At 60.2% G+C, this 16,008-nt stretch carries 15 protein-coding genes and 4 pseudogenes; 10 read left to right on the forward strand and 9 right to left on the reverse strand.

From position 1 onward, the window contains the following. Nucleotides 1-203: 203 nt before the first annotated feature. The gene (locus tag IVA80_RS09210; RefSeq protein ID WP_346347981.1) at nt 204-554 is read right to left on the reverse strand and encodes a tyrosine-type recombinase/integrase; all 351 of its coding nucleotides are present in this window, start codon (nt 552-554) and stop codon (nt 204-206) included. A gap of 35 nt (nt 555-589) precedes the next feature. On the opposite strand from IVA80_RS09210, the pseudogene IVA80_RS09215 reads away from it, so the two are divergent. Continuing rightward, nucleotides 590-1,144 (forward strand): annotated as a pseudogene (locus IVA80_RS09215) (transposase); the annotation flags it as partial. A 47-nt stretch (nt 1,145-1,191) separates the two neighbouring features. Here IVA80_RS09215 and IVA80_RS38570 read toward each other — a convergent pair. The 5 genes and pseudogenes from IVA80_RS38570 to IVA80_RS09240 form a co-directional block, all read right to left on the reverse strand. Continuing rightward, on the reverse strand, nt 1,192-1,410 hold the full coding sequence (locus IVA80_RS38570) for a hypothetical protein (protein ID WP_346347982.1): 219 nt from the start codon (nt 1,408-1,410) through the stop codon (nt 1,192-1,194). A gap of 67 nt (nt 1,411-1,477) precedes the next feature. Next, nucleotides 1,478-2,317, reverse strand: a complete 840-nt coding sequence (locus tag IVA80_RS09225) for an IS5 family transposase (RefSeq protein ID WP_247428320.1) — start codon at nt 2,315-2,317, stop codon at nt 1,478-1,480. Nucleotides 2,318-2,388: 71 nt separating this feature from the next. Beyond that, on the reverse strand, nt 2,389-2,907 hold the full coding sequence (locus tag IVA80_RS38575; RefSeq protein ID WP_346347983.1) for a hypothetical protein: 519 nt from the start codon (nt 2,905-2,907) through the stop codon (nt 2,389-2,391). Then, a pseudogene (locus IVA80_RS09235) lies at nt 2,892-3,101 on the reverse strand (transposase domain-containing protein); the annotation flags it as partial. The gene IVA80_RS38575 and the pseudogene IVA80_RS09235, both read right to left, overlap by 16 nt. 169 nt (nt 3,102-3,270) lie before the next feature. Next, nucleotides 3,271-3,453: a hypothetical protein gene (locus IVA80_RS09240; protein WP_247428446.1), complete on the reverse strand. Its 183-nt coding sequence runs from the start codon at nt 3,451-3,453 to the stop codon at nt 3,271-3,273. Here IVA80_RS09240 and IVA80_RS09245 point away from each other — a divergent pair. From IVA80_RS09245 to istB, 4 genes and pseudogenes are all read left to right on the forward strand, one after another. Further along, nucleotides 3,370-4,536 (forward strand): annotated as a pseudogene (locus tag IVA80_RS09245) (IS110 family transposase); the annotation flags it as partial. The gene IVA80_RS09240 and the pseudogene IVA80_RS09245 overlap by 84 nt on opposite strands. 96 nt (nt 4,537-4,632) lie before the next feature. Further along, complete coding sequence (locus IVA80_RS38320; protein WP_256467353.1) at nt 4,633-5,034, forward strand: transposase; 402 nt, start codon at nt 4,633-4,635, stop codon at nt 5,032-5,034. 191 nt (nt 5,035-5,225) lie between these two features. Next, nucleotides 5,226-6,725 (forward strand): IS21 family transposase, encoded by a 1,500-nt coding sequence (gene istA / locus IVA80_RS09255; protein ID WP_247428323.1) that lies wholly within the window; start codon nt 5,226-5,228, stop codon nt 6,723-6,725. Continuing rightward, nucleotides 6,725-7,537: an IS21-like element helper ATPase IstB gene (istB, locus tag IVA80_RS09260; protein WP_276007035.1), complete on the forward strand. Its 813-nt coding sequence runs from the start codon at nt 6,725-6,727 to the stop codon at nt 7,535-7,537. Before istA ends, istB begins: the two co-directional genes overlap by 1 nt. A gap of 129 nt (nt 7,538-7,666) precedes the next feature. Here istB and IVA80_RS09265 read toward each other — a convergent pair whose 3' ends face one another. The 3 genes and pseudogenes from IVA80_RS09265 to IVA80_RS09275 form a co-directional block, all read right to left on the reverse strand. Further along, nucleotides 7,667-8,575 carry a LysR family transcriptional regulator gene (locus IVA80_RS09265; protein WP_247428427.1) on the reverse strand — a complete coding sequence of 303 codons (909 nt, stop codon included), beginning with the start codon at nt 8,573-8,575 and terminating at the stop codon, nt 7,667-7,669. Nucleotides 8,576-8,938: 363 nt separating this feature from the next. Beyond that, nucleotides 8,939-9,811 carry an isocitrate lyase/phosphoenolpyruvate mutase family protein gene (locus tag IVA80_RS09270; RefSeq protein ID WP_247428326.1) on the reverse strand — a complete coding sequence of 291 codons (873 nt, stop codon included), beginning with the start codon at nt 9,809-9,811 and terminating at the stop codon, nt 8,939-8,941. A 12-nt stretch (nt 9,812-9,823) separates the two neighbouring features. Continuing rightward, nucleotides 9,824-11,020: pseudogene (locus IVA80_RS09275) on the reverse strand (pyridoxal phosphate-dependent aminotransferase). A 35-nt stretch (nt 11,021-11,055) separates the two neighbouring features. On the opposite strand from IVA80_RS09275, the gene IVA80_RS09280 reads away from it, so the two are divergent. The 5 genes from IVA80_RS09280 to IVA80_RS09300 all read left to right on the forward strand — a co-directional run bounded on the left by IVA80_RS09280 (nt 11,056) and on the right by IVA80_RS09300 (nt 15,981). Beyond that, complete coding sequence (locus IVA80_RS09280; RefSeq protein WP_247428329.1) at nt 11,056-11,229, forward strand: hypothetical protein; 174 nt, start codon at nt 11,056-11,058, stop codon at nt 11,227-11,229. Between the two features lie 184 nt (nt 11,230-11,413). Further along, on the forward strand, nt 11,414-12,994 hold the full coding sequence (locus tag IVA80_RS09285; RefSeq protein ID WP_247428331.1) for an ABC transporter substrate-binding protein: 1,581 nt from the start codon (nt 11,414-11,416) through the stop codon (nt 12,992-12,994). A gap of 49 nt (nt 12,995-13,043) precedes the next feature. Further along, on the forward strand, nt 13,044-14,054 hold the full coding sequence (locus tag IVA80_RS09290) for an ABC transporter ATP-binding protein (RefSeq protein WP_247428431.1): 1,011 nt from the start codon (nt 13,044-13,046) through the stop codon (nt 14,052-14,054). Further along, nucleotides 14,051-15,049, forward strand: coding sequence for an oligopeptide/dipeptide ABC transporter ATP-binding protein (locus tag IVA80_RS09295; RefSeq protein ID WP_247428333.1), 999 nt, complete (start codon nt 14,051-14,053; stop codon nt 15,047-15,049). The genes IVA80_RS09290 and IVA80_RS09295 overlap by 4 nt, the downstream gene beginning before the upstream one ends. Further along, nucleotides 15,049-15,981 carry an ABC transporter permease gene (locus IVA80_RS09300; protein ID WP_247428335.1) on the forward strand — a complete coding sequence of 311 codons (933 nt, stop codon included), beginning with the start codon at nt 15,049-15,051 and terminating at the stop codon, nt 15,979-15,981. The genes IVA80_RS09295 and IVA80_RS09300 overlap by 1 nt, the downstream gene beginning before the upstream one ends. The last annotated feature ends 27 nt before the right edge of the window (nt 15,982-16,008 follow it).

Genomic DNA, 16,008 nt, shown 5'->3' on the forward strand with positions numbered 1-16,008 from the left:
CCTTTTTGCTGTCCAATCCCATCCGAAGCCTCCGTCCTAAGCGGAGGCTTCGCACAGCCATCCCAGTCCCGAAGCAAGGGTTCCCGCTTAGCGCTTACCCTTCAGGCCACGCCTATAGCGGTTATGTTGCGTCGTAGATTGTGTTGCGCAGCCTCGGTGGTGCGAGGACCCTGCCGCCGCTTTCGGTGGTCTGCAGCACATAATCAGTTGTGCGATGGCCGCCGCAGGGCCTTCAGGAAGGTCATCAAGGAGTGCGACGCACTAGCACGGCGCGGGTGCGCCGGCAGTCCGGAGATGTCGACGCTGGCCAGCACCTTGGCCTTCATCTCCATGTCGATCTCTGCGTAGACATGCGTCGTGTCCAAGGAGACGTATCCCAGCCAGGCGCGAATGGTGTTGATATCAACGCCGGCACGCAGCAAGTGGACCGCAGTCGTGTGCCGGATGGTATGTGGGCTCACACGCTTGCCGACCAAGGACGGGACCGATGTGCTGGCCAACGCGGCGTAGTGTACGACGACGCGGTGTATGCCAAACGGCGTGTTGAGTAACACATAGTAGCGGATTCAACGCGCTCTTCGATCCCAGACGCAAGGCGTCGCCTGCCACGGCGGCCTTCTGCTGGGCGCACGGCCGCAGAGCATTCTTCGAACCGGCGATTTCGCCAGAATGCGCGCGGACGGTAGGCGACCGCGATTTCGCCCATTGCGCTGGAAGCGGTCCGTCGGATTGACCAGCTGTTCGAGATCGAGCACGAGATCTACGGGTTGAGCGCCGAGGAGCGGCTGCGGATCCGCCAGGAGAGAAGCACACCGCTGCTGACCGATTTTGAGGCTTGGCTGCGGGCGGAATGTGCCCGGCTCTCGCGTTCGTCCGATGTCATCAAGCCAATTAACCATCTGCTCAACCGGTGGGACGGCTTTGCCCGCTTTGTCCATGACGGAAGGATCTGTCTGACAACAATGCGGCCGAGCGAGCGCTACGCGGCTTTGCGCTAGCAAGGAATGCAGGGCTGTCAGCCGGCTCCGCCGATCGTGCCCCTGTGATGGCGACACTCATCATGACGGCGCGTCTCAACAACATCGACCCGAAAGTCTGGCTCGCCGACCTCTTCGCGCGCATCGCCGACATGCCACAGAGCTGACTGTACGAGTTGCCGCCGTGGAGCTGGACGCCTTCCACGTCCTCCGCTCAGGTGGCGTAGCCATGCACGTCAACAAAGTTCATTCCGTCTTCACCATCGGTCGCGAAGGACCCTGCGAGGACAAGGACTGGCTCTGGGATGTGGCCAACGGAATGGAGTCGGGGGACGGCGTCGTCTGAATTTACGGCATAGGTGACGCCGGCGTCATGGCGTTCACCGACTTCGGCATCGAAAACCTGATCGAGCTCATCAGGATACAGAAGCAAAACTCCGAACTCCTCAAGCGATGAAATCGGTGATCCACTGTCCGCGGCTAAGAGTCTGACTCAAAATTCATGACTTGACGTTGGCCGATCTGGCGATGCGGCGCAGCAGTTGTCGGGTTGAGGCAATAAGGAGCCATGCTTCAGCCGAGGTGACGGAGGCCTCCCAATCCTTGGCGAGACGTCGGCAGCGGTTGAGCCAGGCCAACGTGCGTTCGACGACCCAGCGTCGGGCAACAATAACGAAGCCTTTTGCGTCATCCGGGCGTTTGACAACTTCAATCGTGGGCCCGTCGATTTTCCGGAGCGCGTTTTCAAGCTTTTCGCCGGCGTAGCCGCCGTCAGCAAACAAGTGTGCAATAGTCGGGTAGCTCGCACAGGCCAAGATGACGACGGCCGGCGCACCGTCCCGATCCTGAACATTGGCCGGGTGCACGATGGCGCTCAGCAAATTTCCTTGTGTATCGGTGACGATGTGGCGCTTGCGACCTTTGATCTTCTTGCCCGCGTCAAAGCCGCGTGGCCCTCCGCTCTCGGTCGTCTTGACCGATTGACTGTCGATTATCGCCGCCGTTGGTTGCGGCTCCCGTCCAGCAAGCCTGCGCGCGACTTCAACCAAGGCTTCATTGATCAGATCCAACACGCCGCCGTCGCGCAGACGGTAAAAATAGTACTGGACCGTCGTGAAGGGAGGAAAATCCTTTGGCAAAAGCGCCCATTGGCATCCCGTCGTCGCAATGTACTGGATCGCATCCCATACCGATCGCATGCAGGTCTTGCGCGGGCGCCCGACCTTGCTAGGCCCTGGTATCAACAGCTCGATCAAGGCCCATTCCGCATCCGTACAATCGCTTGCATAGCGCAGCGCTCGTCTGTCATGCTGACAGCGGGTGATTTCGGTCCAGGTCATCTGCTTCTCCGATGGCTTCGAATACCTCGAAGAATCACAACCTGCTGAAATCACCCAACTTTAATTTCCGGTCAGCCTCTAAGACCCGCGAAGATGTTCCGAGCGCGACATTGAGACTTCAAAAAATCGTCGGCGTTTCGCCGTGTCGCGCTGGCGTAGATCCTGCTCCACCCTAGTTGGGAGAAAGCTGGGAAGACGCCATGCCAGTGGACAGTCTGCTTCCCATTGTCGCCAGTCACGCGAGAATAAGTGTAACGTTCTACTGCAATGTATCGATCCGAGCTGCGAACAATGGATGACCGATTCCCCCGCTTGAGGAGTTCGGGGTTTTGCTTCTGTATCCTGATGAGCTCGATCAGGTTTTCGATGCCGAGATCGGTGAACGCCATGACCCCGTCGTCACCTATGCCGTAGACCCAGATGACGCCATCCTCCAGGTCCATTCCGTTGGCCACATCCCAGGGCCAGTCCTCGTCCTCGCCGAGGTCCTTTGCGACGCGACCGATGCTGAAGACGGAATGAACGTTTTTGACGTGCATAGCCACGCAGCCTGAGCGGAGGACGTCGACGTGGAAGACGTCCAATTCCACGGCAGAAACTCGTGCAGGCAGTTCTGCGGCATGTCTGCGGTGCCCGGGAAGACGTCGGCGAGCCACGCTTTCGGGTCGATGTCGTCGAGACGCGCCGTTATGATGAGTGTCGCCATCACGGCGGCTCGCTCGGCAACCCGATCGGAACCGGCGAACAACCATGCCTTTGTTCCAAGAGCAAAACCGCGCAGGGCGGCTCCGCGACATTGTTAAAGGGCATGATGTTTTCAGCGTCAAACCCGGTGGAGAGGACTGGTCGTCCGGATTAGTCTGTCGAAGCCGGGATAGGGGCGCTGGAGCACGAAACGGTGGCAGGCCGCCATGACCATGAGCTGTGAGCTCGCTTTGTTACTTGGCCGCCCCCTACGACTTGCCCGGCTGCGCTGCGAGCGCGGATCCGTAGATGTCGTGCAAGCCACTGGCTCCTGAGACAAAGGAGAACCAAGCATGCAAATCGTCGGCATGGACATCCACCGATCGTTCGCCCAGGTGGCGATCCTGGAGGACGGAACAATAATCCGACAGCTCCGCGTAGATCTCGTCCACAATCGGCTTATCGCCTTTGCCAAGACACTCAGCCTCGAGGATGAGGTGGTCATCGAGGTGACGGGCAACAGCGCGGCGTCGAACGTATTCTGCGCCCGCACGTTAAGCGCGTCGCGGTCGCCAATCCGAGGCTCGTTCGGGCGATCGCCTATGCGCGAGTCAAAACGGACAAGGTCGATGCTGGGACGCTGGCAAAGTTGCATGCCGGCTTCTTGCCGGAGGTCTGGGTTGCTGACGAGGACACCTACAGCCGCCGGCGCCAGATGGCCGAGCGCGCTGGCGTCTTGGCGCAGATCCTCCGGATTAAAGGACGCATGAAGGCTATCCTTGCATGCCAACCTCATCCCGCCCTACAAAGACTATCTCTTGGGCAAGCGCGGATGGCATTGGCTGGACAGTCTGCCTCTCCCACGCAGGAGCGTGCAATGCACCAGGCGTCTGATCGCGGAACTCGAACGCGTGACGAAGCAATTGTCGGAGATCGAAAAAGTCGTGGCCAGCAGGCTCTGGACGATCCACGGGCTCTCAAGCTGATCACGATCCCCGGCGTGAGTTCGGTTGTCCCATCGAGTGTAACGGCTCCATCGGCGACATCGCACGCTTCCCGTCGCCGGATAAGCTCAGCAGCTATTTCGGGTTGACTGCGCGGGTTCGGCAGTCAGGCGAGCACCCGGCACGGCATGGCCGGATCTCGAAGCAGGGCAACCGTGACGTCCGCAAGATGCTGGTTGAGGCGGCGTGGTCAGCCGAGAAGGCGCCGGGTCCGTTGCGAGCGTTCTTCAACCGCAAGCAGAAAAGCAGGGGGCCGGGAACGCAGCCGTCGCGACGGCGCGCAAGCTCGCACTCATGATCTGGCACGTCCTGACGACCGGGAAGGACTACGCTTACGCGCGGCCAGCGTTCACGGCGATGAAACTCCGGAAGGTGGCTCTGAAGGCTGGGGCTCCCCGTGCCTACGGCAAGGCTGGCCCGGGCCGGGACTATTGGATCAAGGAAATCCGCGAACGGGAAGCTGGTTACGTCACCCGCGTCGAGCAGGCCTACGAACGCATGGTGGCTGCCTGGAAGGACAAACCAAAAAAAGTTGCTAGAACTGAAGGTGAGGACTTCTCAACACCATCGTATTCGTCCGAGGACGGCCGCCTTGCGGGGTTATCCGGTCTGTAGCTGACTGTCGGTATGGATATCCTTACTGATAGTCGCCAAGTGAACCGCCTTGAAGTTGTGGAGACTGGCCGGCGTCGACGCTGGTCGGATGCCGAGAAGCTTCGAATTGTCGAGGAAAGTTTTTCGGCGCCGCGGCTGGTGTCGGCGACCGCGCGGCGTCATGGGCTTTCGAAGCAGCTTCTGTTTTCGTGGCGCAACGCCTGTCGCGAAGCACAGCTTGGCGACTGTCGGGCCGATGGATTTGTGCCAGCCCAGATTGTGCCGGAGATCCACGCGACGACGGCTGCGACCGCGCCGGCGATGACGGGCACTTTGGAGATCGTAACCGCGAATGGCCGGCGCGTGATCGTGGACCAAAACGTCGATGTCGCAGTTTTGCTACGTATCATGCGAGGGCTGGAGACACTACGTTGATCCCGATCCCGACGGGCGTGCGAGTGTGGCTGGCGACGGGCCATACCGACATGCGGTGTGGCTTTCCGAGCCTGGCTTGTCATTCGGCCTGCAATATTGACCCCCTAAGCCGGGGGATCGGCGTCCAAAATTGACCCCCTACAGGTTGGTCTGTTGCGCTGCCTGCTTTGTAACAAAGCAGGTGGTGGAGGATGCTGGTCGTGGAGACGATTGCGCGGATTCGGCGCGAGCACTTCATCAAGGGCAAGACGATCAAGGAGATCGCACGTGACCTGAAGGTGTCACGGAACACGGTCCGGAAGGTTCTGAGGTCGGGAGAGACCTCGTTCGAGTATGAGCGGCAAGTGCAGCCGCGGCCCAAGCTCGGACGATGGGCAGCCGAGCTTGACGGATTGCTGGCGGCGAACGCGGCTAAATCGGCTCGTGAACAGCTGACGTTGATCCGGATCTTCGAGGAGCTGCGCGGGCGGGGCTACGACGGCGGTTACGATGCGGTGCGACGTTACGCCAGGCGGTGGAGCAAGGAACGCGGGCAATCGACCGCGGCCGCCTATGTTCCGCTGAGTTTTGCCCCAGGCGAAGCCTACCAGTTCGACTGGAGCCATGAGGTGGTGCTGTTGAGCGGCACCACGGTGATGGTGAAGGTCGCTCACGTTCGGCTCTGCCACAGCCGTATGCTGTTTGCCCGGGCGTATCCGCGAGAGACGCAGGAGATGGTGTTCGACGCCCACGACCGGGCGTTCGCCCTGTTCAAAGGCACCTGCACCCGCGGCATCTACGACAACATGAAGACCGCCGTAGAGACGATCTTCGTCGGTAAAGGGCGTCTCTACAATCGCCGCTTCCTGCAGATGTGCAGCCACTATCTGGTCGATCCGGTCGCCTGCACGCCAGCGTCGTGCTGGGAGAAGGGGCAAGTCGAGAACCAGGTCGGGCTGGTCAGGGAACGCTTCTTCACGCCGCGGCTGCGGTTCAAAAACCTCGAGGAGTTAAACGCCTGGCTGCTCGACAAATGCATCGCCTACGCCAAGGCTCATCGCCATCCGGAACTGGTCGATCAGACGATCTGGGACGTGTTCGAAGCCGAACGCCCCAAACTCGTTCCCTATGCCGGCCGCTTCGACGGCTTCCATGCGGTGACGGCATCGGTCTCGAAGACCTGCCTGGTGCGCTTCGACAACAACAAGTACTCGGTCGCAGCCAGCGCAGTCGGACGACCGGTCGAGGTTCAAGCCTATGCCGATCGCATCGTGATCCGTCAGGATGGACGCATCGTTGCCGAGCACCCGCGATCCTTTGGCCGCGGCGATACCGTCTACGACCCCTGGCATTATGTGCCGGTGCTCGCCCGCAAACCCGGCGCCTTGCGCAACGGTGCTCCCTTCAAGGATTGGGTGCTGCCGGCCGCGATCGAGCGGATCCGGCGCAAGCTTGCCAGCACCGACGACGGCAACCGGCAGATGGTCGATATCCTCAACGCGGTGCTGACCGACGGCCTTCCTGCAGTGGAAGCCGCCTGCGCCGAAGCGCTCGGTCACGGCGTTCATTCCGCCGATGTGGTGCTCAACATCCTGGCCCGGCAACGCGAACCCGCTCCCCCGGCCAACATCATGACGCCGGCCGCACTGACGCTTCGTCATGCGCCGATCGCCGATTGTGCCCGTTACGACAACCTTCGGAGGACCAACTGATGGAACGAACCCAAATCTTCGACCTCATGGGCGAACTCAAGCTCTATGGCATGAAGGCCGCCTTCGATGAGATCATGGCGACCGCTGTCAAACGTCAGCACGAACCCCAGCGTATCGTCGGCGATCTGCTTTCCGCCGAGATCAACGAGAAGCAAGCCAGGTCGATCAAATACCAGCTCACCATTGCCAAGCTGCCGCTTGCCAAGGACATCGCCGAGTTCCAGTTCGACGGCACGCCAATCAATCAGACTCTCGTCAATGATCTCGCTGGCGGCGGCTTCGTCGCCCAACAACGCAACGTCGTGCTGGTCGGCGGCACCGGTACCGGCAAAACCCACTTGGCCATTGCCATCGCCAGAAGCTGCATCCGATCTGGTGCCCGCGGCCGCTTCTTCAACGTGGTCGATCTCGTCAATCGCCTCGAGGCCGAGACCCGCAACGGACGGCAAGGACGGCTCGCCGAGCATCTGACCCGAATGGACTTCATCGTGCTGGATGAACTCGGCTATTTGCCCTTTGCCCAGTCCGGTGGCCAGCTTCTCTTCCACCTCGTCAGCCGGCTCTATGAGCGCGCTTCCGTCATCGTGACCACCAATCTCGCCTTCGGCGAATGGCCGAGCGTCGCCACCGCGATCCTCGACCGGCTCCTGCACCACAGCCACGTGCTGACGATCCGAGGCGACAGCTATCGGCTCCGCGCCAAGCGCAAGAGCGGCCTCATCAAGACGCTGACCGCCGCTGACGGCCCTCCGGTTGGCTCCGCCTCCCTCCGGCCCGCCACCGGCGGAAACAACCTTCAACCGAGATCATAATCGCGATGGTGGGGGCAGTTCTTCATGACGCAAAGGGGGCAGTTCCGGATGGCGTTTGACAGCATGTGCAAATGGACACGCTAAGATTCCAAAGATTGATCAAACGTCTGCCATCACGCAAATACGCGATTAGGCGGCTTCCGAAATTGCGGCCTTCTTACAGAGCCGCGCCACCCATCGGCAAAAGGCGCGAGCGACTTCGAGATTATCACTTCGGTCCACCGCATAGGCCCGATACTGCATGCCGCTTGAAGTACGCGATCCCGGTATCACATGGAGCGCCCCTGTACGCACGAGATCGCTCACAATGATTTCCGGCGCCACCAGCAGGCATTTCCCGGTTATGACGGCGGGCAAAGCAAGGTAATTATGATCGTATCGCGCCCCCGACTTGATGTCCTTCGCGGTCAAGTTCATGGCTCTGAGCCAGGTGGGCAGTATGTCGGGCCTCGATGTGATATTCAGAATCGGCATTGAGCGGGCAGTGGAGAGCGTTTTTCCCATGACGTGATTTGGAGAGCCTACGCATACGAGCATCTCATTGTAGATCGCCCAATCGTCGGCCGGTTCAGCGACACAAAGATCGCGGGTAAGCAGGATGTCGAAATTGTCGGAGGATCTCGGTGGAGACAATGAGCTGATCACGTCGACGACGACGCCGCCCATCTCGGCAGAGAACGCCTGGAGATTGGGTATCAGGAAGGAGTAGGCGAAGGTGGAAAGAGAGGTGTGGACTACGATTCGATTGGCGTCCGTTCGGTTCCTCCGCCGCATTCTCTTCGCGGTGAAACACACTGTATCAAGCGGTTCAGCCACGGCGTTCGCAAAGAGCCTTCCAAATTCTGTCAATTCACTGCGTCGGCCCCGCCGTTGAACGAGATCCGTGCCAAAGTAGTCTTGCAACACAGCCAAATAGCGGCTGACCGAGCTCTGTGTCGTTCCCAATGTGCTCGCCGCACGCGTGACGCTTCCCTCGCGCGCAATGGTCACAAAGACCCGGATAGCATTGAGGGGCACTTCATTGTGTTCGGCAGCCATTTTCTGCTCCGGTAGCTTCTGGGCTCTCCGCTGATTGTCACGGCGGGTCATTGCCAGAAGCTCCATCACATTATTCGATGTCTATAGCCGGATTGCCGCTTATAAGTGATATCTCGCGCACAAAATCTGCCTTCTCAAGGATTCGGGCGATCTGGCTCGGCGACTTCCATTGCTGTCGACGGCTTTCTAAGAGGTGATCTCCAGGTGCCGGCAAGGGGGATGACTGCTGATATCGCGATCGACATCGAGGGCCGTCGAGATGACAGGCCCGAGACTTCTTAGGTGCGTTCAGGATTGCGTGCGAATCAGAGCTCGCTGCTGAGTGCCGTCTCAAAATCTCGCTGGCAGGTATCGGTTCAGCGTTCAGCGAAGGAAGCGAGCTTCAGCCGCCTTGGCCTCTTCCATCTTCTGGATTCTGAAGATCTCATCCACCGGCAGAATGTCCTTGTGAACATTCTGGACGCCACCATCCGCGATGATCCGGCGGAAGGTCTCCTGCATGGGGGTTGCAGCAGCACGAATGCCGTAATTGCCATAAATCATCATGCGGATGTTGCCGAGCATTTTGACCCGTTTGGCATCGAGGTCAGGGTAGGCGTTCGGCACGATGACCAGCGGCAGCGTTCCGGTCCAAGCGCGCGCAAAGCTTTCGATCTCGCAAGGAGTCTTGCTTTTCGAATGGATCAGGATCATGTCCGCGCCAGCCTCTAGATAAGCGTGTGCGCGATGCAGGGCCTCCACTTCGCCGAGGCCGGCGATCAAGGCTTCCGTGCGGGCGATGACGAGGAAATCCGGATCTGATCTTGCCGAGATGGCAGCCTCGATCTTCCCCTGGAATTCTTCAATGCGCAACAGGTCCTGGCGACCCTCGGCAGCAAGGCTCGTTACTTTTGGAAAAGTCTTGTCCTCGATGACAACGGCACTGGCGCCGGCCCGCTCATATTCCGTGATAGCGTGAATGACGTTAATCGCATTGCCATAGCCTGTATCGATGTCCGCGATGATCGGAAGTCTCGTGCGTCCGGCGATCGCCCGCAGCATGTCGAGATGCTGTGTCATTGAGATCAGGCTCATATCCGGCAGCCCATAAAGCGCAGACAGCTCGAAGCCGGACGCCCACACTCCGTCGAATCCGGCTTCTTCAGCGAGCATCGCTGAGAATGGGCTGTGGGCGGCCATGACGTGGACAAGGCCAGTCTCGGCCATTCGGGCACGAAGGCGTTTGGCAGAGGACATCGGAAAATCCTTTTAGGACAGGCTCGCGCAGGCGGCGATGATCCGGTCGCAGGCGCGCGTGAGGTCCTGGAGCGAGGAAGCATAGGAGATGCGGATATAGGGCGAAGCCATGAAGCCGCTGCCAGGCACGACAGCCACGGCGAAGGCGTCAAGCAGATACATGGCAAAATCACTGTCGGTCTCGATTATCTTGCCGTCGCGCGTGCGCTTGCCAATGACCCCCGCGGAGGAGGGGAAAACATAAAAGGCACCGTCCGGCACACGGTAAGCAAGCCCCTTGGCCTGGTTCAGCTTGGCGATAACAAGATCGCGGCGCTCTAAAAATGCGCGCGCGAACTCCTTAATATGGTCCCGTCTCCCTGACAGCGCCTCGAGCGCGGCATATTGAGAAACTGAGCTGGTGTGCGAAGAGGTCTGGCCCTGGATGAGGTTCATGGCTTTGATCAGCGCCAAAGGCCCGGCACCGTAGCCGACGCGCCAGCCGGTCATCGCGTCTGCCTTGGACACCCCGTTGACTGTTAAGGCACGCTCGCACAGGTCCGGCGCGACTGCGGCCATCGTTGCAAAGTCGGCGTCATAGGTGAGCTTTTCATAGATGTGTCGGATAGCACATGCACATGGCCATGCCGGCGCAATACCGCGGCGAGCGCGAGCAAATCACTTCGACTGTAGACCGCACCGGTCGGATTGCATGGCGAATTCAACATCAACCATTTTGTGCGCGGCGTGATCGCCTGGTCCAGTGCCTCGGGGAGCAGCTTGAAGCCATCGCGTTCACTGCAGGTGACAAGCACCGGCTTGCCGCCTGCAAGCGCCACCATGTCGGGATAGGAGACCCAGCACGGCGTCGGAATCAAAACCTCATCGCCCGGATCGAGGCTGGCAAATAGTGCGTTGAACACAACCTGCTTGGCGCCGCAGCCCACCGTGATCTGGTCGATACGTAGTTGAGGCCATGATCGCGACGGAGGCTCTCGCCAATTGCTACCCGCAGTTGCTTGATCCCGGCGACCGCCGTGTACTTCGTCTGCCCGGCACGGATGGCCCGGATGACAGCTTCACAGATAACGGACGGCGTATCGAAATCCGGCTCGCCTTGGCTGAGCGTGATCACATCGGTTCCTTGATCTCCAGCTCGGCGGCGCGAGCCGTCATGACCTTGGTTTGAGAGGGACGGACGACCTTGAGCCGTTCTGAAACGAGAGACAAGACACAATATGCTACGCGTTCGAATGAGCGGTTGCATGGGGATCTATCCGAACTCGAACGACCAAACGAGCCAGGTGATCGCGGCTTTGGATAAAATCATCGAAGATTACGATAACCGTATCGCGTCTTCGTGCGGCTCTGTTGGGCGCTCGCATGAATCGTTTGCGTCTCAGCTCTTCCTCATCCTCGGCCTGCCGATCATCGCATAGTTGCAAGCACACATCGCCTTATTCGATGTGTGTCATTCTGGCGTAGCAGTTCAGGCTTTTAAGTCGCGCACAATCGCGAAATTGGAGCAACACAAGCGCTCGATTTCGGGAATCGAGAGTCTGTGCCGGTCGAACAAATCGCGGGCTGGCATTCGCATCAATGAACGTGGAAGCGGAGGCGGTGATGACCCGTATCGATCTGACGCGACGGCAAGCCATCGCAGGTAGCCTTGCCGCAAGCGTGGTAGCCAGCACAGGCGCCGGCGCTGTGGAGAGTGAGCCTAAGACATTGCCGCGTCGCCGCCTCAAAGTCGGGATGTCCGGATTTCCGCGATCGTTCGACCCGGTTATCGCGACCGATACTGCCATTCGTCGGGTCGTGCCGCAGCTTTTTGATACGCTGATCAGAGTAGACCATGCTCACGACATGACGCTACGGCCGGGCTTGGCCGAGCGTTGGGAGCGGATCAACGCGCAGTCGTTGCGGCTGTTCTTGCGCAAGGAAGTCGTTTTCCACGATGGGGCGCCTTTGACGGCTGAAGATGTTGCCTTTAGCCTTGGTCCTGACCATCTGCTGGGACCTGGACGCAGCGGCATGTCCGAGGCGCTTCAGTCGCTTGATCGGCTCGAGAAGGTTGAAATCGTCGATCCTTACACCGTCATTGTGCATGCAAAGGGTAGCGACGCCCTCCTCGAGCAGCGTCTGGCTGCTTGGGGATCTGAAATCGTGAGCCAGCGCGCCTTTTTGGCGGCGGGCTCGTGGGAGCGCTGGACCACTGCCCCTGTCGGAAGCGGTCCCTATAAGCTCGTCGATCACAAGCTTGATATTCGTGTCTCATTGAGCGCCCACGATGCGTATTGGGGCGGGCGGCCGCCATTCGATGGCATCGAATACCGTATCATTCCCGAGCTTTCCGCGCGCGTGAACGGCCTGCTCGCCAGCGAGCTCGACATTGCCACTGACATTCCGCCCGACCAGTTCGCGGGCATCCAGAAGCGTGCTGATCTCGAGATCGTGGGTGGTGCCGTGCAGAATATCCGCTCGCTCGCCCTCGATCAGACTGATCACATTCTGAAGGATGCGCGTGTTCGCCGTGCGATGAGCCTTGCGCTCGATCGCAAGCTGATCGTGCAAAGCTTGTGGGAGAACCGGGTCCCGATTCCGAACGGCTACCAGCTGCCGAGCTACGGGGAAGGCTACATCCACGAATTCCCCTCGCTTGCCTACGATCCCGGCAAGGCCAAGGAGTTGCTGGCTGATGCTGGCTACAAGGGAGAGCAGATCACCTATCGTCTGCTCAACAATTACTACCCCAATCAGGTCTCTGGCGCGCAAACGATGATCGAGATGTGGCGCGCGGTTGGCCTGAACGTCAAAATCCAGATGATGGAAAACTTCGCGCAAGTTCAGCGCCAGCCGGTGCGTGCCATCTTCGATACGTCGAATACGGCGCTGTTCCTTGATCATCTAGGCCATCCCTGGCGTGAATTCGGGCCCAGCGGCACTTTGCCAAAGTCGATCGGAGTCTGGAGGAACGAGGAATATGTTGCGCTCGGCGCCAAGCTCCTGGACACCGTGCAAAGCGAACAACGCCGGCCGATCATCCGTCGCATGCTCGAGATCATCCATGAGGTCGATCCCCCTTGCGTGATCCTGCACGTCTCAGGCCAGTTCTATGGCAAGCGCCGCGATGTCCCATGGCTGCCGGGATTGACGCTCGACCTCAATTTCGGCCCCTTCAACAGAGCTCTGGTCCGGACCTGATCTGATGAGGCATACGTTGAATCGGCTTAAACCCGATGCGGCCTCTATGATGAGGGACGAGCAGGGGCCTTGCGTGGAGGCGCTTCTTCATATCGCAGGTTTACGTGTGGCGTTCGACGGTGTGCCGACGCTGCGCGGAATCAATCTCACGCTCGCGCGCGGCGAGTCGCTGGGCATGGTCGGTGAAAGCGGTTGCGGCAAATCGGTGACATGGCTTGCTGCGCTTGGACTGTTGACGCGGTGCGCTAAAGTAACGGGCAGCGTACGGCTGGCCGGAGAGGAGCTGCTCCATGCACCAGCCTCCCGCCTCGACAAGATGCGGGGTGGGCAGATCGCCATGATCTTCCAGGACCCGGTGAGCGCGCTTAATCCTGTGCACAGGGTGGGCGATCAGATCATAGAATCCTTGCGGCTCCATCGTGGTATGGATCACCGCACGGCCCAGGCCGAAGCGCGACGTCTGCTCGACCAGGTCGGCATCCCCGATGCAGCGCGCCGGCTTGGCGCCTATCCGCACGAATTCTCCGGTGGGCAGAACCAGCGCGTCATGATCGCCATGGCGCTTGCAGGACAGCCCGACATCTTGATCGCTGATGAGCCTACCACCGCCCTGGATGTCACTATTCAAGCGCAGATCCTTGAGCTTCTGCGGCAGATCCAACGCGAGACAGGCATGGCGCTGGTCCTGATCTCGCATGATCTCGGCATCGTCAGTGAGATCTGTGAACGCGTACTGGTCCTTTACGGGGGGCACATCGTCGAAGAATTGCCCACCGACCGTCTCTTCGACCAACCTGCTCATCCATATACGAGAGGTCTTCTTGCCGCTCTTCCAAGTCTGGATGCGCCGCGGCAACGCCTCTTTCCCATTCCGGGAGGCGTGCCAAATGCAGCCGAGTTTCCGCCAGGCTGTCCTTTCGCTCCTCGTTGCGATCGGCGGATCGGACGCTGCAGTGAATGGGCGATTGAGCTCGCCTCGTTGGGTGGCGACATCAGACACAGGGCTGCCTGCTTGCATGTCACGAGCGAACCGCACCAGGGCGAAGTCGTGGCTGCATGACCACAACTGCTCCGCCGATCCTCCAAGCCGATGGGCTTGTCCGTCGATATCGCCTGCCACAGGGCCTTTTCCAGCGTCCAGCGATGGTCCACGCGGTCAATGCGCTCTCGCTGCAGCTGGCTCGCGGCGAAACGCTCGGACTGGTTGGCGAATCCGGCTGTGGTAAGTCCACGACGGGCCGGCTCCTGATCGGCCTGGACCGACCAGATGCCGGCTCTGTGACTTTCGGCGGAGAAGCTTTGCCTGCTATCGGCGATATTCGATGGCGCCGGCTCAGGATGCGAATCCAAATGGTATTTCAGGATCCGCTAGGTGCGCTCGATCCCCGCCTGACGATCGGCGCGCAAATAGCCGAGCCGCTCGAAATTCATCGGCTTGGCAGCAAGTCGGAACGAAAGGGGCGGGTCAATGCGCTTCTCGCAGATGTGGGGCTTAGGGCCGATCACCTCAGGCGCTTTCCGCACGAGCTTTCAGGCGGTCAGCGCCAGCGTGCTGTCTTGGCCCGAGCGCTTGCGACCGATCCAGATCTCATTGTCTGCGACGAGCCAGTATCGGCGCTCGACGTCTCGATCCAGGCGCAAGTGATCAATCTTCTGCAGGATCTGCAGGCGCGGCGGCGCATGGCGATGATCTTCATCAGCCATGATTTGCGAGTAGTCCGGCTGATCAGCGATCGGATTGCTGTGATGTATCTCGGCGCTATCGTCGAGGAAGGCGCCTCTGAGGCGGTTCTTCTGGATCCTTTGCATCCCTATTCGCGGGCGCTCGTTTCCGCGGTGCCCAGGCCGGGGAGACATCGGTCTCGCACGATCCTGCAAGGAGATCCGCCCGATCCGGCTGCGCGACCGGGCGGCTGCGCATTCCATCCTCGCTGTCCGGTAGCGCTTCCCCTTTGCGCGCGGTTCGCCCCAGAGCTCACATCCGCTCCCGACGGGCGCCGCGTCGCCTGCCATCTGATCGGCGACCATGGTGCCGTATTCGAGAAGGAGGCATGATGGCTCGCCTCATCGTGGTCCGCTTGGCGCGCGCGTTGCTGACCATCGCAGTTGTGGTCACATTCGCATTCGTGGTGCTGCGCGCCGCTGGCGATCCCGCCCGTGCGTTACTGTCGCCGGAAACCCCGGCGGAAGCGGTCGAGGCCTTCCGAAAGGCCTGGGGGCTCGATGCGCCACTCTGGGTGCAATACCTCAGATACCTCTTTGCGGTCGGTCATGGTGATCTCGGCCAATCGATGCGTGATGGGCGTTCCGCGATCACCGTCGTGGCCGAGCGCATTCCCGTCACGCTGATGTTGACTGCGCCGGCACTGATCCTCAATCTGTTGATCGGCATTCCGGCTGGCATCTACGCGGCTCTCAAACGAGATAGCATCGCGGATCGATTGGTGATGATGGTAGCGGTCGTGGGCTTCACCGTGCCGTCCTTCGTGCTTGGCCTCGTGTTCGTACTGGCGTTCGCAGTCGAGCTGCCTTGGTTCCCCTCGGGCGGCGCCGGCACTTGGCAGCATTTGGTGCTGCCTGTCGTCACCCTCGGTCTGGGCGGCGCAGCCGTTTTGGCCCGCTTCAGCCGCAGCGCCATGCTCGAGGTACTTGGGCAGCCCTATATCCGTGCCGCCAGCGCCAAGGGTCTGCCTTGGGCGAGCGTCGTGACCGGCCACGCTCTGCCCAACGCCGCGATAGCGGTGCTGACCATCGTCGGCTTCATGGTTGGCAATCTCATCGCGGGAACGGTGCTCGTCGAAAGTGTGTTTTCGTGGCCAGGCATTGGCAGCCTGCTGGTCGTCTCAGTTGCGAGTCGTGATTTGGCTGTCGTCCAGTGCATCCTACTCGTTGTGGCCGCCGCCATGATCACCACCAATGTCACGATCGATCTGCTCTATGGCGTGCTCGATCCACGTATGCGCGCGTTGCGCTCTGGGAGGCGATAATTGTCGAGCATTTCCGCAGATCGAGTT

The sequence above is a fragment of the Bradyrhizobium sp. 139 genome (assembly GCF_023074175.1).
GTDB lineage: Bacteria > Pseudomonadota > Alphaproteobacteria > Rhizobiales > Xanthobacteraceae > Bradyrhizobium.